Annotated in this window: 16 protein-coding genes; 1 reads left to right on the forward strand and 15 read right to left on the reverse strand. The window is 35.0% G+C overall.

Going from position 1 to position 21,507, the window contains the following annotated elements; all coding sequences use genetic code 11:
- From EGC80_RS19440 to EGC80_RS19510, 15 genes are all read right to left on the reverse strand, one after another.
- The gene (locus EGC80_RS19440) at nt 1-735 is read right to left on the reverse strand and encodes a tyrosine-protein phosphatase (RefSeq protein WP_124011816.1); all 735 of its coding nucleotides are present in this window, start codon (nt 733-735) and stop codon (nt 1-3) included.
- Nucleotides 732-2,999, reverse strand: a complete 2,268-nt coding sequence (locus tag EGC80_RS19445) for a GumC family protein (protein ID WP_124011817.1) — start codon at nt 2,997-2,999, stop codon at nt 732-734. The genes EGC80_RS19440 and EGC80_RS19445 overlap by 4 nt, the downstream gene beginning before the upstream one ends.
- A complete protein-coding gene (locus tag EGC80_RS19450) occupies nt 2,999-3,535 on the reverse strand; it encodes a polysaccharide biosynthesis/export family protein (RefSeq protein WP_206191815.1) in 537 nt (178 codons plus the stop codon). Before EGC80_RS19450 ends, EGC80_RS19445 begins: the two co-directional genes overlap by 1 nt.
- A 7-nt stretch (nt 3,536-3,542) precedes the next feature.
- The gene (locus tag EGC80_RS19455; protein ID WP_124011818.1) at nt 3,543-4,748 is read right to left on the reverse strand and encodes an outer membrane beta-barrel protein; all 1,206 of its coding nucleotides are present in this window, start codon (nt 4,746-4,748) and stop codon (nt 3,543-3,545) included.
- A gap of 311 nt (nt 4,749-5,059) precedes the next feature.
- On the reverse strand, nt 5,060-6,460 hold the full coding sequence (locus EGC80_RS19460) for an undecaprenyl-phosphate glucose phosphotransferase (RefSeq protein WP_124011819.1): 1,401 nt from the start codon (nt 6,458-6,460) through the stop codon (nt 5,060-5,062).
- A 13-nt stretch (nt 6,461-6,473) separates the two neighbouring features.
- Nucleotides 6,474-7,910: a phosphomannomutase gene (locus tag EGC80_RS19465; protein ID WP_124011820.1), complete on the reverse strand. Its 1,437-nt coding sequence runs from the start codon at nt 7,908-7,910 to the stop codon at nt 6,474-6,476.
- Nucleotides 7,903-9,336 carry a mannose-1-phosphate guanylyltransferase/mannose-6-phosphate isomerase gene (locus EGC80_RS19470; RefSeq protein WP_124011821.1) on the reverse strand — a complete coding sequence of 478 codons (1,434 nt, stop codon included), beginning with the start codon at nt 9,334-9,336 and terminating at the stop codon, nt 7,903-7,905. Before EGC80_RS19470 ends, EGC80_RS19465 begins: the two co-directional genes overlap by 8 nt.
- A 462-nt stretch (nt 9,337-9,798) precedes the next feature.
- The gene (locus EGC80_RS19475; protein ID WP_124011822.1) at nt 9,799-10,536 is read right to left on the reverse strand and encodes a WecB/TagA/CpsF family glycosyltransferase; all 738 of its coding nucleotides are present in this window, start codon (nt 10,534-10,536) and stop codon (nt 9,799-9,801) included.
- Nucleotides 10,537-11,100 (reverse strand): hypothetical protein, encoded by a 564-nt coding sequence (locus EGC80_RS19480; RefSeq protein ID WP_124011823.1) that lies wholly within the window; start codon nt 11,098-11,100, stop codon nt 10,537-10,539. It lies immediately after the preceding gene.
- Nucleotides 11,101-11,327: 227 nt separating this feature from the next.
- The gene (locus tag EGC80_RS23070) at nt 11,328-12,566 is read right to left on the reverse strand and encodes an EpsG family protein (protein WP_124011824.1); all 1,239 of its coding nucleotides are present in this window, start codon (nt 12,564-12,566) and stop codon (nt 11,328-11,330) included.
- Entirely contained in the window at nt 12,567-13,535 is a 969-nt protein-coding gene (locus EGC80_RS19490) for a glycosyltransferase family 2 protein (RefSeq protein ID WP_164839499.1), read from the reverse strand. It lies immediately after the preceding gene.
- Nucleotides 13,536-13,556: 21 nt separating this feature from the next.
- Nucleotides 13,557-14,498, reverse strand: a complete 942-nt coding sequence (locus EGC80_RS19495; protein ID WP_124011826.1) for an acyltransferase family protein — start codon at nt 14,496-14,498, stop codon at nt 13,557-13,559.
- Nucleotides 14,499-14,799: 301 nt separating this feature from the next.
- Nucleotides 14,800-16,119: a lipopolysaccharide biosynthesis protein gene (locus EGC80_RS19500; RefSeq protein ID WP_101032196.1), complete on the reverse strand. Its 1,320-nt coding sequence runs from the start codon at nt 16,117-16,119 to the stop codon at nt 14,800-14,802.
- Between the two features lie 914 nt (nt 16,120-17,033).
- The gene (locus EGC80_RS19505) at nt 17,034-17,993 is read right to left on the reverse strand and encodes a phosphoribosyltransferase family protein (protein ID WP_124011827.1); all 960 of its coding nucleotides are present in this window, start codon (nt 17,991-17,993) and stop codon (nt 17,034-17,036) included.
- Nucleotides 17,994-18,170: 177 nt separating this feature from the next.
- A complete protein-coding gene (locus tag EGC80_RS19510) occupies nt 18,171-19,337 on the reverse strand; it encodes a nucleotide sugar dehydrogenase (protein ID WP_124011828.1) in 1,167 nt (388 codons plus the stop codon).
- Between the two features lie 1,529 nt (nt 19,338-20,866).
- On the opposite strand from EGC80_RS19510, the gene EGC80_RS19515 reads away from it, so the two are divergent.
- Complete coding sequence (locus EGC80_RS19515) at nt 20,867-21,484, forward strand: transglutaminase-like cysteine peptidase (protein WP_124011829.1); 618 nt, start codon at nt 20,867-20,869, stop codon at nt 21,482-21,484.
- Nucleotides 21,485-21,507: the final 23 nt, after the last annotated feature.

Genomic DNA, 21,507 nt, shown 5'->3' on the forward strand with positions numbered 1-21,507 from the left:
TTATCTCGGCGCATTAAATAACGAGCAGGAAATACTGTGTGGTATCAATGTCGTCATTGAATAAGCATAATCTTCATCAACTAACGCACTTATTACATCATAGGCTAACGCCAGCTTAGGAGGCCGACGTTTTAATGAATGACAATCGGACGCAACGATAGAATATATTCGTTGCTGCATAAAATATTCGCTCAATTGCTGTGGGGCTGGTCCCATATCCCCCAATAACGATGCTGCGGTTAATTGAAATAAGCAACCAGCTTGCACAAAAGGAGTGATCCGCTCAGGATGGGTTTGTAACTCGCGGTTACGCTCTGGGTGAGCAATCATGGGTAATACATTTTTTGCTAATAGCCAACTAATCAGCTTGTCTGTACCCGGTGGAATATGGCTGCTAGGCAGTTCTAGCAGCAACACATCTTTTTGCTGATAACAGCCTAAAAAAGGTAATTGCTGTTGCTCAATAAACAGCATAATTTCTGGCGAAATTCTTACTTCTGCGGCGGCGCGAACTTGTATTTCTAAATTTGTTAACGCCAACGCATCACACAATACACCATAGGCTGCGTTAATTGATTGTAGATTATTATCATAAATACCTAAATGAATATGAGGGGTCGCCACCATACGCGAGATCCCTTGCTCCACTGCTAGCGTAACTAAACCAATGGCTTCATCAATTGATTTAGCCCCATCATCAATATTGGGTAATATATGGCAATGCATATCAATCATGCCTTAGTGTTTTCCTTATGGTTGGCAGCAGGCTGTTTAATTGAAGAGTCTGCACCATAGGCTTGGTAGTAACCATAATCACCCTGATACCGTTGGGCATTTTTGGTATCAAAATAATTTAATACCACGCCAAACACTTTGCTCCGGGCTTGATTTAACTTTGCTAAGGTTAACTTAATGATTTCACTGCGAGTATGACCGGTTTTAACCACTAAGACCGTCGCATCGCATAATGAGGTAATAATCAGCGCATCACTCACCGCATGAACCGGCGGTGTATCAATAATAATTTTACCGTATTGTGTCTTTAACACAGTCAACAATTCAGCAAACTGACTAGAGGTTAATAACTCTTGAGGATTTAACGGCACCGCGCCTGCGGGCATTACATCTACGTTGGGTTTGACCTCTTTGACGATACAGTTATGTATACTATCGGTACCCGATAACACATTGGCAAGCCCTGGCTGATAAGTGGCTAAACCAAAGCGCATTCCTAAGCTAGCTTTACGCAAGTCGGCATCAATAATTAACACTTTTTCCATGGTTGCGTAGGCAAATGCTATATTCATTGACGTAGAAGTTTTCCCCTCATTAGGCGTCGAGGATGTCACTTCTATGGTCGACAATTCACTGCCCATAGCCATAAGCGACATCGAAGTTCTGATGGTCCTCACGGCTTCTGCATGCAAGCGTAACTTAGGATTGTAGAAAGCAAAGTTAATATCGTCATAACTGGTGCCTCTTTTGGCTTTAGGCACATAACCTAATGCCCGTTGCGATAATAACTTTTCAACATCATCACTGGTTTTTATGGTGTCGTTTAATGTATCCAGCAACAACACCAACACCATGGAGAAACCCAAGCTGGCAATAAATGCCAAAATAATGATCATTTTCTTTTTAGGTTTTTCAGGTATTAACGGCACAACCGCGCGATCAGTAAAACGTGCTACCGGTGAGTCAAAGTCGCTGGTCACTTCGGTTTCTTTTTGGCGAGCTAAAAAGCTGTCAAATAACTGTCTATTGGTATCTACTTCACGTAGTAAGCGCTGATAATCAGTGTCTTTGGTACTTAAGTTTTGATAAGCGCCTTTGGCTTGGCTAAATTGTGCTTCTAATGCTCTCAAGTTTTGCACCGCGGTTTGGGCTTCGTCTTCAATCCCTTGTACTAAACGGCTTACTTGCTTAAGTAGGTTTTGTTGCACCGCAGTTAATTCAGCCTGTGCGGCAATCATTTTGGGGTGCTTGGGGCCATAAACTTGCTGTAGTTCAGACACTTTTCGCTCAACTAACACCACCTCGCGCTTTACGTTTTGTACCGACTGATGCGACGTCACCTCAGGTAAGCTTTCTAGGCGGCTAATGTCAGTGGCACCATAACGTCTCACTACTGCCATAAAGCTGTCAGCTTCGGCTTTACGCGATCTCGCTACGGTAATTTCATCACTTAAACGCTCTAGCTCTTTGGCATCTAATGCCGTAACCCCTTCTACGTCAATTAGGCCATTTTCAACCTTAAATAGCTCTAATTTATATTCAGACTTATCCAGATTTAGGCGTAAATCTTCTAAACGGCCACCTAACCACACATTGGCCTTTTGGGTCATGCCCATTTTGGCTTCTAACTGGCTTATAATGTAAGTATCACCCACAGCATTTGCTACCTGTGCGGCAAGCTGCGGATCTGAGTTTTCATAACTAATTTTTACTATTTGCGTTTTACGCACCGGGGAAATACTAATATTTTGGGCGAAGGTATTAATTAATAAATGTTTGGCAATATCTTGGTTAATTTGGCTATCAACTATAGCGAATTCTTGAGGGATAAAATTTAACTTTGATATAAGCTGTGACTTAAGCTCAGCAAACCAACTTGGCGGCTGGTTAAAAACCGGGTGGTTTATTAAATCCAGATGGTTAAATACCCGCTCGGCAATACTGCGCGATTTAATAATCTCAAACTGAGTTAAATAATATTCTTGCTGACCAGAATTAATACCATACACTTCATCGATTTTAATCGCTTTAGCTTGCTCAGATTCAATCAGTAACATCGATGAAGCCTTGTAAATCGGCGTCATGCTATACACCACAAACACGGTTAATGCAGTCACTAATAACGCAAATGTAAAAATGCGCCACTTAAAAAGCAATATAGGTAGAAGCAGTTTTTTAACATCGATAAGTTGATCAATTTGCATTGCTGCAGGGCTAATTACATTGCCAGGGGAAGCACTTTGGCGTCTTTCTTGGAAGATCATTAAAAAAATCTCTGTTCAATAGTAATGGTGTCGCCGGCTAGAATCGGACTATTAATATTGCCGCGTTCAGACTCGACTTTGCTTCCCTCACGGGATATGGCAATTTTATCTTCCGAGGCTCTTTCGGTTAAACCACCTGCTAAGGCAATTGCTTGGTTAACCGTCATCCCAGGTTGATAAGGGTAACCACCAGGCTGTTTAACTTCACCATGGATATAAAATGGTCGGTATTCGACCATGCCGACAAACACACTTGGCTCAACAAAATAATCGCCTTTTAACCCCTTGTACACCAACTGCTCAACCTGTTTAATCGTGAAGCCATTTAATTTCAAAGCGCCCAAAAAAGGGTAATTAATGGTGCCACTATTGGTTATTTTGGTTTCTAGGGTTAAGGCGTCTTCACCATAAACTTTAATCACAATGGTATCCCCTGCACCTAAACGGTAATTTTGGGTTTCAGCACTGGCCAACATAGGTTTTATCAGCAGAAACAGTGCCATAACACAGAGACATAAATGAGCTACATACTTCATGGGATTCCTATAGGGTCATTTCTGCATTAATGAAATAGACGTTGCGATCAAACGTATATTGTCGATCAGTAGAATCAACTTGAGCAATATTGACACCAGTTTCTAAAGTTAACCAACGGTTAACACTATAATTAACGGCAAATTGGTAAACTTTACTTTTGTCTTCGCGTTCAATACCAGTGTAATTATCGTTGACATGGCTAAAGCCAATTTTCGATCTGAATAACTCACTCCATTCATGATTCCACTTCACGCCATAGCTGGTTACCCTTACATAATCTCCTAAACCATTTGGATCGCGACTTTCGCGTCCCGTGGTGAAGTCAAATGCCGAATAAGTAAGAGGTTTCCAGGTAACTTTAGCATCCCAAGATAAGCCGCTAAAATCTTCCCGGTTTTCATTATCAAAACTTTTTTGCTGATAACCTACTTTTATACTGCCCTCTGTCGCAGCGGTAGCCTCCCACTCGACTCCCAGTCTTGCTGTATTCGTTTTACTGTCACGGTCACCTGTTGGATCAATCAAATCGTAGGTAGTGTCAACACTTTGCAAATCAATAAAAATACTGGTTGCTGAATGGGTATCATAATAAAGTGTAGTCCCTAAAGTAGTGTTTTCATAATTACGATATTGGGTAACTGTTTCAAAATTACTGTATTCCTTGCTAAAGTATTTAGCATTAACTCTTACCCTTGCTGGAGTCGTCTTTGCTCCATATTCATAATAGCCACCCGCACTGAGCACATCATAAGTATTAGGTTCATCTTGGCTGTTACCGCTATTACCCTCAAAAATACCTGTACCACGGTCTTCATGACCAGCAATGTACATTGCTTCAAGATTAAAACGATTTGATTGGTTTAGCTCAACCTCAGAACGCGCCCGAAGTAACACATCTAAATAATTGTCATCACTACTATCGAAATAATCAGCATATTCAATCCCAGCCTCTAAGGTATGGATATTGTTACCATCCAATAGCTGGGCTTGCACTGCTGGGGTAACCGTTAAAATCCAGCTGTCTTGAGTATCAGTTGTAGCACTACTGATATTATCATCATATTTCAGGCCGCTATTTAATCCTGGGATAAAATCAATTCCCGATTCAGTTTGAATCATGCCAGCGTTTTCATCTACGGCAAAAGCTGGGTTAACAAGTACTATTGAAGTAACAACCGTGGCAATGCAACTTAATTTAAATGGTATTTTCATAACTTATATCCTTATAAAATAAATAGATGATTAACAGGGGAAAATGAAAAGGCTCTCATCTAGCCTGTCGATTTCAGTTTTAAACTTCTAACTAAATTGTTAATCTTTCGGCGCTCTTCTAATGGATAATCGAAAGATACCATCTAAGAACTTAGATGCTGGCTCAGATGCATTATGCAATGGCATATGATGTAGTCATCTCCGTATGCTTGTATCGGAGATCCAGCGTTTAATTTAACGTCTTATACAAGCAACAAATTACAGCTTTAAAGAGTTAGCGGAATGACGAAAATAGTAGACTTATAGAGTCATTAATAAACGTTTTTACCAACAAAGCCCGTAAAGAAGGTCAAAAAGACAATTCTTACATCCCACCACAATGACCAATTACGGATATAGGCAAGATCAAATTCAACTCGTTTCTCCATCTTTTCTAAAGTATCGGTTTCACCACGCCAGCCATTAACTTGCGCCCAACCGGTAATCCCAGGCAATACCTTATGACGTAACATGTAGTAACTCACTAACTTACGATATTCTTCATTGTGTGAAACAGCATGTGGCCTAGGACCCACTACCGACATTTCGCCTCTTAATACATTAAAGAACTGAGGTAATTCATCTAAAGACGTTTTACGAATAAATGCACCAACACGGGTAATGCGTACATCGCCTTTACGTGCTTGAGTCACTGTTTCATCATTTTCAGTCACTGTCATCGATCGAAACTTCCACACTTTAATTTTTCGACCATCTAAACCATATCGATCTTGCTTAAATAGAATCGTTCCAGGAGAGGACATATATACTGCAATTGCGACGGCAATTAACACCGGTGATATAACAATGATGGCGCATATACTGAATACAAGATCAAAACTACGTTTATAAAAACGTTTCATACCATGAACAGGTGACTCAAATACACTAATAGTATCGACCTCACCGACACTGCCAATATGAGCATGCATTAGATTTTTCAATAAGAAATCGGGCGTAATCAGTACATCTACAGTGCTGTCACCTAAGGTAAGAATAATCCCCGCAATGCGTTTTTCGGCTAACATAGGCAAGCAAACATATAACTTTTGTATTTCCCCAGTGCGAGCAAGTTCGACAGCATCGTTTATAGAACCGGTAAGTAAAGATGCATCTAAATTTTCAATTCTGCTTGGTTCTCGATCATCGAAGAAACCAACACATTCAAAACCTAATTCATCATGTTTGATGATTTCGTCATATAAATTTTTACCGGTTTCAGTTAATCCCACAATGGCGATTTTCTGGACGCTATAACCTTTTAAACGACGGACACGCTTAACCTCACGAACACAATAACGCCAACTGACTAATGCAAATACCGACAACAGATACCAAGCGGCCATGGTGAAGCGAGAATAAACTTCACTGTATTTAAATAAAAATAAGACTAAGGTCATTAATAAGAATGCTATGGTAACGTTAAAAAAAATCAACCAACACATGGTTGAAAAACGACCCAAGCGCCAAGATCTATATAGCCCAAGTGACTCCCCGATATAACTATAAAAAAACAGTACACCACTTAACACCAACAAATAATCTTTATTAAATGTAATGCTATAACCGTGCATAATAATTAATAATGCACAATAAATAATGCAAATATCGATGATCCGTAACAAAAAATTATAACGGGCACCGACGAACTGAAATTTTGAAGACCGATCCATTTCATTCACCTAATTAGCTGTAAAAATTAATTATTGATAGCTGTGTTAATACTTTGTTAACTAATTTTTTGGCCTCAATTATTGAAACACTCTCGGCATAACATCTAAACTCAGGAGCATTTCCGGACGGACGTAAATGTATAATATTGCCATTAACAAAGATAAAGCGGAGTCCATCAATAACATTGACGCTCGACAATTCATCCCCCAAAAGGCCCAGTTGCCCTAACAGCACTTGCGAATTTTCTTGACCTATTGCAATGATTTTCTTACTGCGCTCTGTAGCAAACTCCGTCAAACGATCACTATGAGTATAACGTTGAGGTAAATCTGTCACTAAAGCGGCAACCGAACGAGAGCTTGATATTGCATGATATAACACCATCAACACAGGTAAAATCGCATCTCTCGTGGGTAGAGCTGCCAATGTGTTGCCCTCAACTTCAATCGTGGACCCCAATAAAAATCCGCCATTTGCTTCAAAACCCGCGACACACTTATAAAAATGGTTAAGTTCCTCAAAAGCCGCAATAACATAAGGTGAACCAATTTGAGTCCGAATAACGAACTGGAAAAAACCACTTTGTTCAATTGCAGTATTGCAGCTCACAGGCACTGCTAACGCTTCAATATTTAATGCTTTAGCACACAGTAATCCTAATATGTCACCACGCAACCAATGACCATTTTCATCAGCTAACATTGGTCGATCACCGTCACCGTCAGTCGAAAACAATGCATCTAGCTGATATCGCTGTGTCCATTCAATCGCTTTTTGGCAATCGGCTTCGGATACAGCTTCAGTATCGATTGCAACAAAAGTATCACTGCGACCAATTAAAATGATTTCAGCACCTAACTGTTGGAATAACTGCGGATATAAATCTCTCCCTGCGCTGGAATGTTGATAAATACCAATACGTTTACCTGATAACCAAGGTCTGCTAAATAAGCTGCTATAACGAGTAATATAGTCATTACTAGCAGTATCATCGACACTAAGCTTTTGAAGCTGCTGGATCGGTTCATAGGTAAATTCGCCATTAATAATAGCTATTTCGTCTGATTTATTGATTTCTCCGTCGGGGCGATAAAACTTAAGTCCGTTTCGATCAAAAGGAATATGACTGCCCGTTACCATAATACAAGGAATACCTTGTGCCATCGCAGAACTCGCTAACGCAGGAGTAGGAACCACGCCATAGAAAACAACATCTACATCACATTGCGCTGCTGCAGTTGCACATGCCTGAGCCATAGCCAAACTACTAGGTCGATTATCAATAGCAATCGCTATCATAGAGAAACTAAAAGAAGCTTTCATTACATGAATAAAAGACACCGTAAAAGCGCCGCACACATTGGAGGTAAAATCGCTGACTAATCCCCTTGCACCACTGGTGCCAAAACCAATATTGCTTATGGCGATAATGTTTCTTGAATCAAGCATTGGTTATGCCTTTGGTATCAACGCGTCCATAACGATCATCAAAACGAACAATATCGTCTTCACCTAAATAAGAACCCGACTGCACTTCAATCAGTTCTAATGGCACTTTCCCGGGATTCTCTAAAGCATGGATTGCACCTACTGGAATATAAGTAGATTGATTTTCTGTTAACAGTAATTCATTTTCGCCATTAGTCACTTTGGCAGTACCTGTAACGACGATCCAATGTTCTGCACGATGATGATGCATTTGAACCGATAATTTAGCGCCAGGCTTAACAGTAATTCGCTTAACTTGAAAACGACCTCCGTGGTCAATAGAATCGTATTTTCCCCATGGTCTATAAACTTCGCGGTGATGTTGCCATTCGTTTCGGTTCTCAGATTTTAACTGCTCGACCACTTGCTTAACTTGTTGAACTTCTGACTGCTTAGCAATCAAAATGGCATCTTTTGTTTCAACCACCACCACATCGTCTAAGCCGATAACGGTCACTAGTTTTTCAGTTGCGTTAACATAAGTATTTTGAGTATTGATACCAATCACATCTCCTTTAAAGACATTGCCATACTCATCTTTATCTTCAATTTCCCAGAGCGCAGTCCAACTACCTACATCACTCCAACCACAATCCATGGGTACAACAACCGCATGCCTAGTTTTCTCCATTACAGCATAGTCGATAGAATCATCTGGACATGCTTCAAAAGCTGAATTATCGATTCGAATAAAATCAGCATCATGAGTGGTATTAGTCATCGCTGCTTCACAAGCGGAAAAAATATCAGGACTATGCAAAGCAAGCTCTTGTAAATAAGCACTTGCTTTGAATAAGAACATGCCGCTATTCCAATAATATTGCCCTGTGGCAATATAATCTTGTGCGGTTGACAAATTTGGTTTTTCAACGAAATGAGCTACATTAAAACCGAATTCATTGGCTAATATGTCACCACGCTGAATATAACCATATCCGGTTTCGGGAGACGTTGGCACTATTCCAAAGGTAACTAACTTGTTCTGCTCAGCTAAAGAAACAGCTTGCTTAACTGTTTCACAAAAAGCCGACTCATTTTTAATGACATGATCCGCAGCAAGCACTAACAATATTGGGTCATCACCGTCTTGAACCGCTAACATCGCAGCAAGCGCAATGGCAGGCGCAGTGTTACGTCCTACAGGTTCTAAAATTATACCGCTATTGTTTATATTTTTTAAACGAAACTGTTCAGCTACAGAAAAGCGGTGTTCTTCATTACAGATCACTAATGCGGGGGAGTGAGCAATACCTTGTAAACGATTTGCCGTCGTTTGCAACATTGAATGATTACCCAATAACGTTAGGAACTGTTTGGGAAATTGTTGTCGAGATAAAGGCCACAAACGAGATCCCGAACCTCCAGCCATAATTATTGGTAAAATCATATTAAAAACCTTTAATTAAATTTAAGACATAATAATTTATAATAATCTACAAATTACGATAACTTATTTTATTTAACAAACTAGTCTGTCAAATAAAGATAAGATTAAATCAAACTGTCATCATCTAATAGACACTAAGAGTAGAGATACCGTTTTAACATTAAGATAGAGAAAACATACCCTAAAGAACGCATTAGACAGATAATTATCACTAATAAGATTGCGTTCATAAATAAGTAAGGACTACTATAAAACAGAAACAACACCAATAAAACAGTAAAAAATAACACCAACAAGATACGATTTAAAACCCTAATAATTCTAATAAAATCATGTGACGAAGTGAATATCACTTATGTAAAAAAAAACCTAACAATAATGCAAAGTTAACATAGCTACACAAAATCCAACAAAATTACATTAGATTATCAAATCATCTATGTATCAAGTACAACTCAGAAGCTAATTTTTATTTTTTATATAGCTTACAAAAATTGGAAATATTTTTACGCCGTCAATAATATAACGTTTAAACAATCTTTTCGGAGACTGGGATAACCTATAAAGCCACTCTAAAGATAAGTTTTGCAGAAAAACAGGTGCTCGTTTTTCTTCACCACTTAAAAACAAAAAAGATGCACCAACACATAAAGCCACACCAGTAGCACCTGATTCTTTTAATTTAGTAGATAATATTTCTTGTCTAGGGGACCCTACACAAATAAAAATTAATTTTGCCGGATTATCTAAAACAAAATTAACACATATATCAACTTCGTCGTCATTATCAATAAAACCCATAGGTGGATTATAATGATTCACTGAAGCCAATCTATACTTGTCAGTAACAAATCTGATTGTTGCATCGGAACAACCAATAACCGTTATGGGATATTCTTTACTTGATATACTTTCTACTATTCTTTTAGTTAGATCACTCCCTGGTATCACATTACCAATATCAACACGTGCAACTTTAGATAACAAATTTAGAACTCTGCTATCATTTACCGTTATATCAGCCTGTTCATATACTTTTTTAAAATCAGAATTTGAATTTAACCTGACTACATGGTCAACATTAGGAGTGACTACTGTAACGTATTTTTCATTGACGTTTAAAATAAGAGCAGTCAAACTTTCAATAGAAAACCTATTAAAATTAACACCTAAAAAACTTACCTTAGTTAAAGTTTCCATTTAACTTTTCCCAACGAAAAAATCAGACATTTTTATTTTCCCAAATAATAAGAAAACAAAACCAACTAAAACTTTTCTTAATGTAATTAAAAATAACGAAACCGAACGTAAACAATGATTTTTCAGAACACCGAAGGAACCTTTGTAATATCTATACTTAAACTCAGCGACAGGATCTCTATGCCCAATTGCATCAGAGTTACTAAATAAAATATTTTTAGATAAAAGCATCGCTCTTATAGCGAAATCAGTATCTTCCCCACCATTATTAATACTGCCAACACCGAAACTCTCATTAAATAACTTCAGTTTCATCACAATATCACTTTTATATATAGTCGTGTTTGAAGAAGCATTTTTAACTAACTTATAGGTACTATGGCTCTCTGTTGAATTTGGAATATCTACAGGATCTGAGCAAAACTTTGTATAAAACAACTGTACATCATCATTCTTTATTAACTTATCGAACCAGCCCCAAAACTCGGTTGGGTACCAACAGTCGTCATCAGGAAAAGAAATATAATCATAATCATCTAACTCATTATAAAATTGGTTTATCAAAAAATTCCTGGCCTTTGATAATGAAATTATTTTTTTGCTATAATAGTACTTAGATAAATAATTGCTTGAACTATTAAGAATCAACTTATTCTCTAGGTGGAAATTCTGAAATAGAACTGCGTGGACGAAGGTCACTTCATTATTTTGCGAAAACAAACTATTAGTTAATCTCAGAAAATCTGAATAATTATCTTCATTGTATATACATGTAGTTAATAGCAAAATTCTCATAAATTAATTCCTAAATAAAAAGCTGGAGAGTCAAAAACAAAATCCATAAACTGACCATAGTAAGAATAAGACGTATAAGTAAGTTTTAGATTAAAATACAAAAATGATAGGGCGAAAGAAACAATAAAAATAAAAAAATCTGAATATCGATAAGCTGACAGCTTTGAACTAATAAAATTAAGAAAAATAAAATAAACCAACCATTTAAAAGAGTCGTAAAACGTCAAGAACCTTAATGGTAGAAATAAACTCGCGTGCGAAAAAAGTAAGGCGACAAAGAATAACAATAAGAACCTGTATATATTCCTATGTCTAGAATCATAAAGAAAAACAACTATTGCACTCAAAGTAAAAAGGGAAAAGTCAATTAACTTAACTATAGCCCCTCGAGACTGGTCTTCTAATTCCTCATAATTACCACTTAGGCTAAAATATGCTAATACATAAATAAATGATAAAATACTGGTAAACAAAAAAACTAATTTGTATGAAATATAATTTAGATTATATAGACAAAACAAAAATATTATGGCGACAATCAATACCGTTGAATTATGAGTTAACACTGAAACGACTGCAAATAAGAAACAAAGCTTTGGTTTTTTTATATACATAAAATAAAATGATAAAACCACTAACGAACTAGCTACTTGCTGCCGAATTAAATTATATGCATTACCAAAGTCATAAAAAACTAACATTTGAAATAAAACTAATGAAAAACAAATCAAAACCGAAACTCGTTCAATTTTGCAAATTTGTATAATGACAAAAGTGGGTATTAGGTAAATAAAGCAATGGACCCAAAAAATATAAAATGGATAATAACCATTAGTAAGTTTACTCGATATATAGACCAATAAATGATAGAAGGGTTCGGTAGGTTTTAGAGAAATATTTGCTAGATCATCCTCAAAAGCACTAGTAAATCCTAATTGATAATCAGCAAAGTTTTTAAAGTAAGAGTAATACCAGGCTAAATCGTTACCAATATGAAAAAAATCTCTGTTGAAATTTATAACAATAAAAAATAAAGTGAGAGAAATGGGAATTGTTTTTAAAAATTTATAGTCATTTGTATAAACAACTAAAAAAGTACAACATATAAAAGATAAAAAGGGTGTGACAAAAGAGAATAAAAATATAAATATATAAAAAAGATACAAATTCAAATCACTAATATCATCATTAAAATTAGCGAGTTCAAAATCATTATTATTTGATAAATTGCTCACTTAACTTTTACCCTTTAACCTATAAGCCACTCTTTTTATAATAAAAGGTAAGCCATCAATAGTTCTTAAGGCATAAAGAAATGATTTAAAAGTAACGAATAGACTACTCTCATCTTTGTTAATCGAGTAAAACAAACGTTTAGTGCCTATAAACCTTTTTATAAAAGTATTTAACCTTGGCATCACAATATAATAAAAACATAATAAGCTCTTCCTATCTGTAATAATACTTTTCAACCTAGCGTAGTCATCTCTTTCTAATTCAAGATTTTCGAGTAATTGATATTCATATTCAAATCTAAGCTTAACGGTCTGATAAGAACAAGTTTTATTAGAAATCCTGTATTCATCGTGATCTACGTGTATGAACGTAGGTTTGTTAAAATAAAATACATTTAAGTCATTTAAGTGTATTTTTAGTATTAGCACATGATCTTGATATTTTTTACAATTATCAAATCCGCCTATAAGCAACAAAGCTTCTTTTCTTGCCATGACCATCGGCGTGTAACAATTTCCATCTTCAAGTAAATCATATGATGTCACGCCTCTAAATTGACAGAAGTCTAACTGATAATTTTTACCATTAAATTTAGAGAACATATCGCTACAACAGACGTCACATTCAGTCTGCTGAGTAAAAAAATCAAGCTTATCTAAAGTTTCTTCAATTAAAAGCATATCATCGTCATCAAGAAAAGTAACAACTGATGTATTAGCAATTTCAATCCCTTTATTACGAGCTATACAAGCACCTGAGTTTATCTCTAATGCGTAATAAAGTAAGTTATTTGAAAATTCAGAAGAAATACTATCAATTAATTTCTTGGTTACAATTTGGTTAGTAGTATTTAGACCATTATCATCAATAACGACAATAAATATTCTTGGATGCATACAAGAGTATATTGATTGTAAAATCTTATCAGCTCTTCCATATGTGGGTATTACAACTGTTAATTTGTTCAAAAAACCACCTTGAAATAAAATTTACTTTCCCAATACAAAATATTTAACGTGAGTATTACTACTAAATATTTTATCAGTCACAATCGGACCTAAAACACCTAACACAAGTCCAATAAGGAATATTATTTCCATATCAAAAAAACCTATTTTATTTAAAATAATACGTGATGAAGCTGTAAAGAAAACATGAAAAAGATAAATAGAAAAAGAATACAAACCAATATATGCAAGTATTCTAACTCTTAACTTTAGTAAAAAAAGAAAAATACATGACATAAAACCTACAATAATTGTCTCAGCTCTACCATCGAAATCAATAAAGATTTTAAATATAAATACAAATGAAACAACCAATAATAACAAATACAATTTATGACTAAAAGATTGATATCGTGTAGTCATCATTCCATACAAAAAAAATGGCAATAAATAAACAAAACCTGAAAGTGAGAAGTAATTAACCTCAACGCCATACAAGTAAATTGATATGCAAATTAAGATTAAAAAACATGATATAAAGAAGTTATCAAAAGCCTTATAATACTCCAATAAAACTACAAAACAAAAAACTAAGAATATTGCTTCTAAGAACCAATAATGGCCTACTGGAATGATATGAATAAATTTTAAATCAATATCACCACCGTTTGTCCCTGGAATGTAATACTGTAAAAGCGCAAATAGCGTTCCAACTGTCAAAAGAGGATAAAGCAGTCTGCTGGTTTTCTTTTTTATAAAAACAAAATAATCAGACCTTATTGGCCGAAAGCCATATAAAACCCCAGATATAAAAGCAAACAAAGGCATTCGAATATAAACAAATAAATCATTAATTTCTCTGAGTAAACCTGTACTTATTTTCATTCCTTGCATCGGTGTTGAACCAATAACATGATAGCTGACTAATAATATACATGCGATACCTCTTAGTGTATCTATTTGCATTTTTCTATTATCTATCACAAACTAACCTTAATTTAATTAAAAATATAAACCACCCTATAAACTAAATTAAGCTTTAAACATTAATGATATTATTTACGCTCATTAAAAAAGCTCAAGTTAGTCGCCACTTTCTGATAGAATAAAGACATCACCTAGCAAATAATTAACAATTAAAAACTTATAACTTCAATGACAACCATTCACAAAATACAGGTTAGCACTTGCAGTTATTCTAATTAATTACTTATTTTAATATTTAAAATACTATGAGTATGGATGAAAGTTATTAATAACAATTTAAGGATAATAAATAAAAATTCTACTTAACAACCATAAAAAACATTAAAGCAACACCTATGAGTGTGGTCAATATTCTTTTTAAAGTGTGCCAAGCTCCTGATGGCAGCAAATATTTACCCATAATATAATAACATTGTATATAATTTACGAATGAACTAAATACGATTGCCCAGCTTAGCAATTCTAAATCGTTCATCAAAACACCAATGACTATCCCAGTTACATTTGTACAAAAAGCAAATAACCCACATTTAAGCATCAAATCAGTTCTACCTGCTGCTTGATAGAAACCGCCACTTGTACTCATAACTATTTGAATTGGAATTGATACGGATAATATTTCTAATAACGGAGTTACTCCATACCACTGCTCACCAAGCAAAATATAAACTATTTCTTCAGATAAAAAACAAATAACAACACCGACGAACAAACCTATTATTGAAATAACAATTATGAATTTATTGTGAAGCGTTTCAAATTTATAAAGATCATTTTTCAACTCCATCATAACAGGCTGTATTGCAGGTGACATAGCAAATGTGAGCAACAACAAAGGATAACGCATTAATTGATAAGCTTTATCATAAATACCTAAGCTAACTGTTCCTAAATACTTACCAACAAGAATATTATCTAAATTTCTTGAAAAATAATTTAAGAAATTAAATCCCGCCTGATGTTTTGAAAAAGCTAGTATTTTGTATGTATGCGATAACTCTTTACCAAACCACGGCATACCTATTTCTGTATTTTTTGAACCTAGAACAACTAAGATGTACTTTATAAATGCTACTGTTAAAGGTTTTAATGATAATGCCCATATAGGCTCTAAATAATACAGTGATACCAATACGACAACAATTGAAATCACTTCAGCTATAGCTTCACATCTAGCTATAGATATAAATTTTTTATCACGATTGAATGATGCTAAAGGAACAATAATAGCTGTATTAAAGATAATACTTATTGCGACAGGAATAACTAAATATTGATATATTTCATTATTATAAAACCATGAAATCAATGGTGATGCCGCAAAAAACAATATCGACACAAAAACACCTAAAATCCAAGTAAAGCTGTATATACCATCACGCATTTCTTTTGGGATTTTAGCTTCATTAACCAATGCAGGCCCAAAACCCATCTCACTGACTAAAGCAAAAAATACTGAAAACACTTGAATAATAGCAAATATACCAAACGTTTCAGGGCTGAACATTCTAGCTAATATCATCATCGATAATAACTGTACAGCATAAACTAAATATCTCCCCGTCATACTATGTAATATTGATTTTATTAACTTTTTATCTATCGTAACCTCAGGCATTTATTACTCTTTTATTATTTTTAAGAACAAAATTCAAATAATAAGTAGCTAACAATCTCAATTAAATAGCGAGTTGACAACATAATATACTTGCAGATTAAAATTAAAAATTTATTAGTTCGATATTCAGTTCAATTCTGTGTTGTATAATTACTTGCTAATTGACCAAGTGAAAACATGTGTTTTTTATAGCTTACAGCAATAACCCATTAATATTTTTATTTGTAAATTACGTTCGTTAGCTATAAGGGCATGTTGAGTTCACTTTTGTATACCGCATTAACCATGCTGTCATACTTGCTTAACTTGAATTATTGTCAATTCTGTTAATATGATTGAGGTATTTAAACGGCTCGACATTCTACTCATTGCTTTCATAACATATTGTGAAGACTAATATTGACTTTCCTGTAAGTGAAAAAATAACCTTAGACTATAAAAAGCGCTATTTCAAAAGTAGCCAAAATATTCTCTCGTATCGATGGCTAATGACGGCATCTGGTGACTATTTCATTGTGATAAACAGCGGTAAATTTTGCCTATTTGGAAATTACCTATTGATATAGCCTATAAATCCACTGATCACCATCAGCTGTTAGATAACAGCTCTAGCCTCCAATCATGTTTAATCGCGAAAGATTTGGACGATATGTTGTCCTGGCAGCTTGTTTATTTTAGCCTTTGCAATACGATCTGTATTATAGGGCTGTACTGCCAGAATAACTTACCGTATTCACATTATAAATATAACAGTAAGACTATTTGACTTTAGTAAAAAACCTCTTTCTCGGCAATTGGATGACGCCAAACATCTATAATGAGTATCGCAGTTATGTTACTCATTATTGAGTGAACATTTGCTAAAATATTGATTTTATTTATTTTAATAGCACTTAGAACTTAGAACTTAGAACTTAGAACTTAAATGAATTATACAATGTACGTAGCACCTGTATTTTTGAAAGTTTGTATCTAACTTTAGAAAATAAGTAACTTTTATTTTTAAACCGACTCAAACCTCCAGGGGATATCATAATATTCTCGTCCACACAAAAAACAAACTTATTAGAACGATTTGCAATTTCAATTGCTTGATTGATATCGCTCTCTACAAAAAGAGAAGAATCACTGTTTTTATAGAAATTAGCTTTATGCGAATAATAATCCGATTGAGCTAGTCGGTCTGCTTTTCCAGGCAAATCTAACATAATCAATTTATTAAATTTAACACCATTTTTAGATAACCAAACCTCTGTTTGTGTACGATACTTTTCTAATCTATTAGTTACTAGATAATCAATTTTCTCAGTAGGAATAAATCGTGGCTTTGCATTACATAAAAATTGCACATATTTATCACCATCATCATTTTCTTCATTTGATGGGTCATAACAAAGTACACCATCAATATCAAAACACGAATTAGAAACTACTGGATGGTGATAAATATTCCATTCAAAAACACGAGGTGGCTCAACCTCAGTAAGAACAATATCTACATTTTCATGGTTTTTATGGCTAGAATATACCGCGGCAGTAGTTATCAACCCTTGAAATTTCGTTGGAATTTGTTTTAAAGAATTCAACATTGAATTTCCAGACAAAATACTATCATCAATAAGTAAAATATTTTTTGCATCATGTGAATTTACGATGTCCGTCCCTACATCACGAGTTATACCCTTGCAAAGCTTTTCATTTCTAATAAATGCAGGTAGATCTATACAATTAACATTAAGTAGCAATGAAACCATATAAGATGGAACCATTCCACTCCTTGGGATACCAACAATCAAATCAAAATTCTGAGTGTTGATCTTGTAAATATTATCACTAATATCTCTACTTAAATCACTATATGATTTATATTTCATTAATCCCTCAACAATCAAAACAAAGTCAAATTTTATTTAATTAAGCTAAATACTTATCGATCAATATATTATTTTGACTTTACAAGATAATTTAAAATCCGAGTAGAACCTATTGATTTACAAAGCTGATATTAACACTGCACGTGCCAATTAATCATATATTTATCCGATATAATTTCAATCATTCCCAAACAGGTCTCTGGTATACACTTTATCGGCTACATCACTTAACTCATCTGCAGCTCTATTAGATACAATCACATCCGCATCTGCTTTAAACTGTTCGAGATCACGATAGACTGTCGAATGATAGAATTCATCTTGCACTAATACGGGTTCGTAAATTATAACTTCAACACCTTTGGCTTTAATGCGCTTCATTACCCCTTGAATACTTGAAGCCCTGAAGTTGTCTGATCCTGACTTCATTATTAAACGATAAATACCCACTTTTTTAGGATTACGCTTTAAAATTGACTCGGCAATAAAATCTTTACGGGTAGTATTGGCGTCGACGATTGCGCCAATAAGATTGTTGGGGACATCTGAATAATTTGCTCTAAGTTGCTTGGTGTCTTTAGGTAAGCAATAGCCACCATAACCAAAAGAAGGGTTGTTATAGTGATTACCAATCCGTGGGTCTAAGCACACACCATCGATAATTTGTTTACTGTCCAGGCAACGTGACTCCGCATAAGTGTCTAACTCATTAAAGTATGCAACACGCAATGCGAGATAAGTATTAGAAAAAAGTTTCACCGCTTCGGCTTCACTTGAGTGAGTAAATAAAACTTGAATATCTTTTTTAATTGCACCTTGCAACAGTAAGTTAGCAAAAATTCGCGCGCGCTCGCTTTGCTCACCCACAATGATACGTGATGGATACAAATTGTCGTGTAGTGCCTTACCCTCTCTTAGGAACTCAGGCGAGAACATAATGTTATTGGATGCAAACTCTTGCTTAATCCGTTCGGTATAACCTACAGGAACAGTAGATTTGATCACCATTATGGCATTCGGGTTAATGCTAATGATATCTTTAATCACAGATTCAACTGACGATGTATTAAAATAGTTCGCCACAGGGTCGTAATCAGTAGGTGTGGCAATGATGACAAAATCTGCTTGTTGATAAGCAGTGACTTTGTCTTGCGTTGCCGTAAAGTTAAGCTTTTTGTTAGCTAAAAAGTCTTCTATTTCTGTGTCGACAATCGGTGATATTTTATCATTAAGTTGGTTAATTTTTTCTTTAACGATATCGACAGCTACTACCTCATTATGTTGCGCCAGAAGCATGGCATTTGATAAGCCTACGTAACCAGTACCTGCGATTGCAATTTTCATATAGACAAACATCCTGTTGATCTTAAATATCTTTTTTATTCGAAACATCCAGAGCATATTGTTAAGTACATGCACTTATGAATCTCGTTAATAGTCAAAGGCAAACATTTAGAGCTGAGGTCGCCAACATAAATATTTAAAGATGACAGCGAAGAGTAAAACCGGCTCCTGCTATTTCATCAATCCATTGGAGCTTCTAATTTGTTGTTCCGGTAATATTGTTAATCCTGAATCGCCCTTTGAATAAAATGACAACAAAGTCTTCAACGAAAAACATGTGAAGATGACGGCGTAAGATTTTAACGGATAGTAAAAAAAGACACGCTACCGCCACTAGATTGCAGCTTCCAGATTGCTGTGACACCTTTCAAGTTTTTGATTATGTGACTTTTATCTTTAATAATGAAAAAGTAAAATGAATCCTTTTTATGTCCTGTATACACAATATAGTTGATGGTGAGTTTTAGGCATTATCGATACCTAAATAAAATCAGCCACCAACAATCATTTTCAAGTGAATTAACAACACGTATGACACCTAAAGTGATGTAGTGGGATGCAGCGAAACAATAATGATATGAGATCACATCGGTAAACTAATGAAACAAATCATCTGATGATTGGCTTCAACACAGTTATCATTTGCGTCATGCCTTGTTTAAAATTTCCCTTTCTACTTTCTGTTTTACGTAAATATTGTTTCGTTCAGTATTAACTATAGTTTATACGTTAACTTAATGACTTTTTTTTGACGGTTTTTAACATTTAGCTGTTATTTTGACACTTTTTTGTTACATTTAAAATCAAACGCCATCAACTTACTACTTTTGTTCTAGTAATTCTGGAAGACATTTGCTAAAAAGACTCAGTTTATTGGCTTTTACATTGCACAATCAGATTACAGTTTGCATTCACATTTCCAGTGTGGTTTTGCACCCGTATGTAGCTTAACTAAATAAGATGCTTTGTTTTTGTGCATCATAAAAAATCTTATTCTAGCCATTTAGCTTAATGGTTAGTTAATTGATAGCAAAGTAGTAACAATACCGAATAAAAATAAACCCTTGTTTTAATTGATAAAAAATTATTCTAGAGCGTTGATAATTTAACATTTCCGTCTGATCTGCTATCCCTTTCAATTAATAGTTTAGCTGAGAATACTAGCCACACTCATGTGCTAACCTAAAAAGCTCATCATTTACATTTTTATAACAATAAGCGTGCCATTATATTGACACTATCAAAATTCAATCCTTTTAATGAGTAGATTAGGTCGTTATTTTGAACGGCGTTTTTTGTCGTACTTTCGAAGTATGCCTGCTGTTAATGTTGTGTCTTTATGCTCTCGTTTTGAAATTTCATCATCATTGCATTGTCGTTTAAGCAAAAACTGACTTATGATATTTCTGATTTACAACATTTTGCTAACATCATTACCCTGTAATCACTAACCATAACTGCAGTGGGATTTGCGTATTAAATTCGTGTTGTGTTGCATCGATAGATACCGCCATTGGCTTCTAATCTCAGTGGTATCTTCGGCTGTCTGCATTGCCACAATAACGGATGATTTATTTACTGAGGATTTTTTTAAACTTATCGAGCTGCGCTATAGTTCGGACAGCGTTGAGGACTTTAGTGACTGGCGTGACACTATTAATAAAGGCACTACGTTAGGTGATTATGAGCGCTTGCATTTAGCCAACCAGTTTGCTAATCGGCGGATCCGTTTTGTGAGTGACAGTGACCATTGGCATAAAAGTGATTATTGGGCTACCCCGCTTGAATCATTAGGGACTAAAGGTGGTGATTGTGAAGACTTTGCTATTTTTAAATATTTTACCTTAAAGGCCATGGGTGTGGATGAAAATAAAATGCGCTTGAGGTATGTAAGAGCACTGTTGATTAACGAACCCCATATGGTGCTGATTTATTTTGAAAACCCTAAGGCGATGCCTTTGGTGCTAGATAATTTAAAAACTACCATTTTACCTGCCGACCAACGCCGAGATTTAAAACCTGTATATTCATTTAATGGCCAAGGATTATGGTTAGCAAAGGCGCAAGGTCTTAGTACAGCCAAGCCCAACAGCGGCGGGACAAAAAATTGGACTGATTTAGTCAATCGAATTGAAAACGGCGAATAAACTGAACAAAAGGAACCGGAGTG

It is taken from the genome of Shewanella psychromarinicola (assembly GCF_003855155.1).
Classification (GTDB): domain Bacteria; phylum Pseudomonadota; class Gammaproteobacteria; order Enterobacterales; family Shewanellaceae; genus Shewanella; species Shewanella psychromarinicola.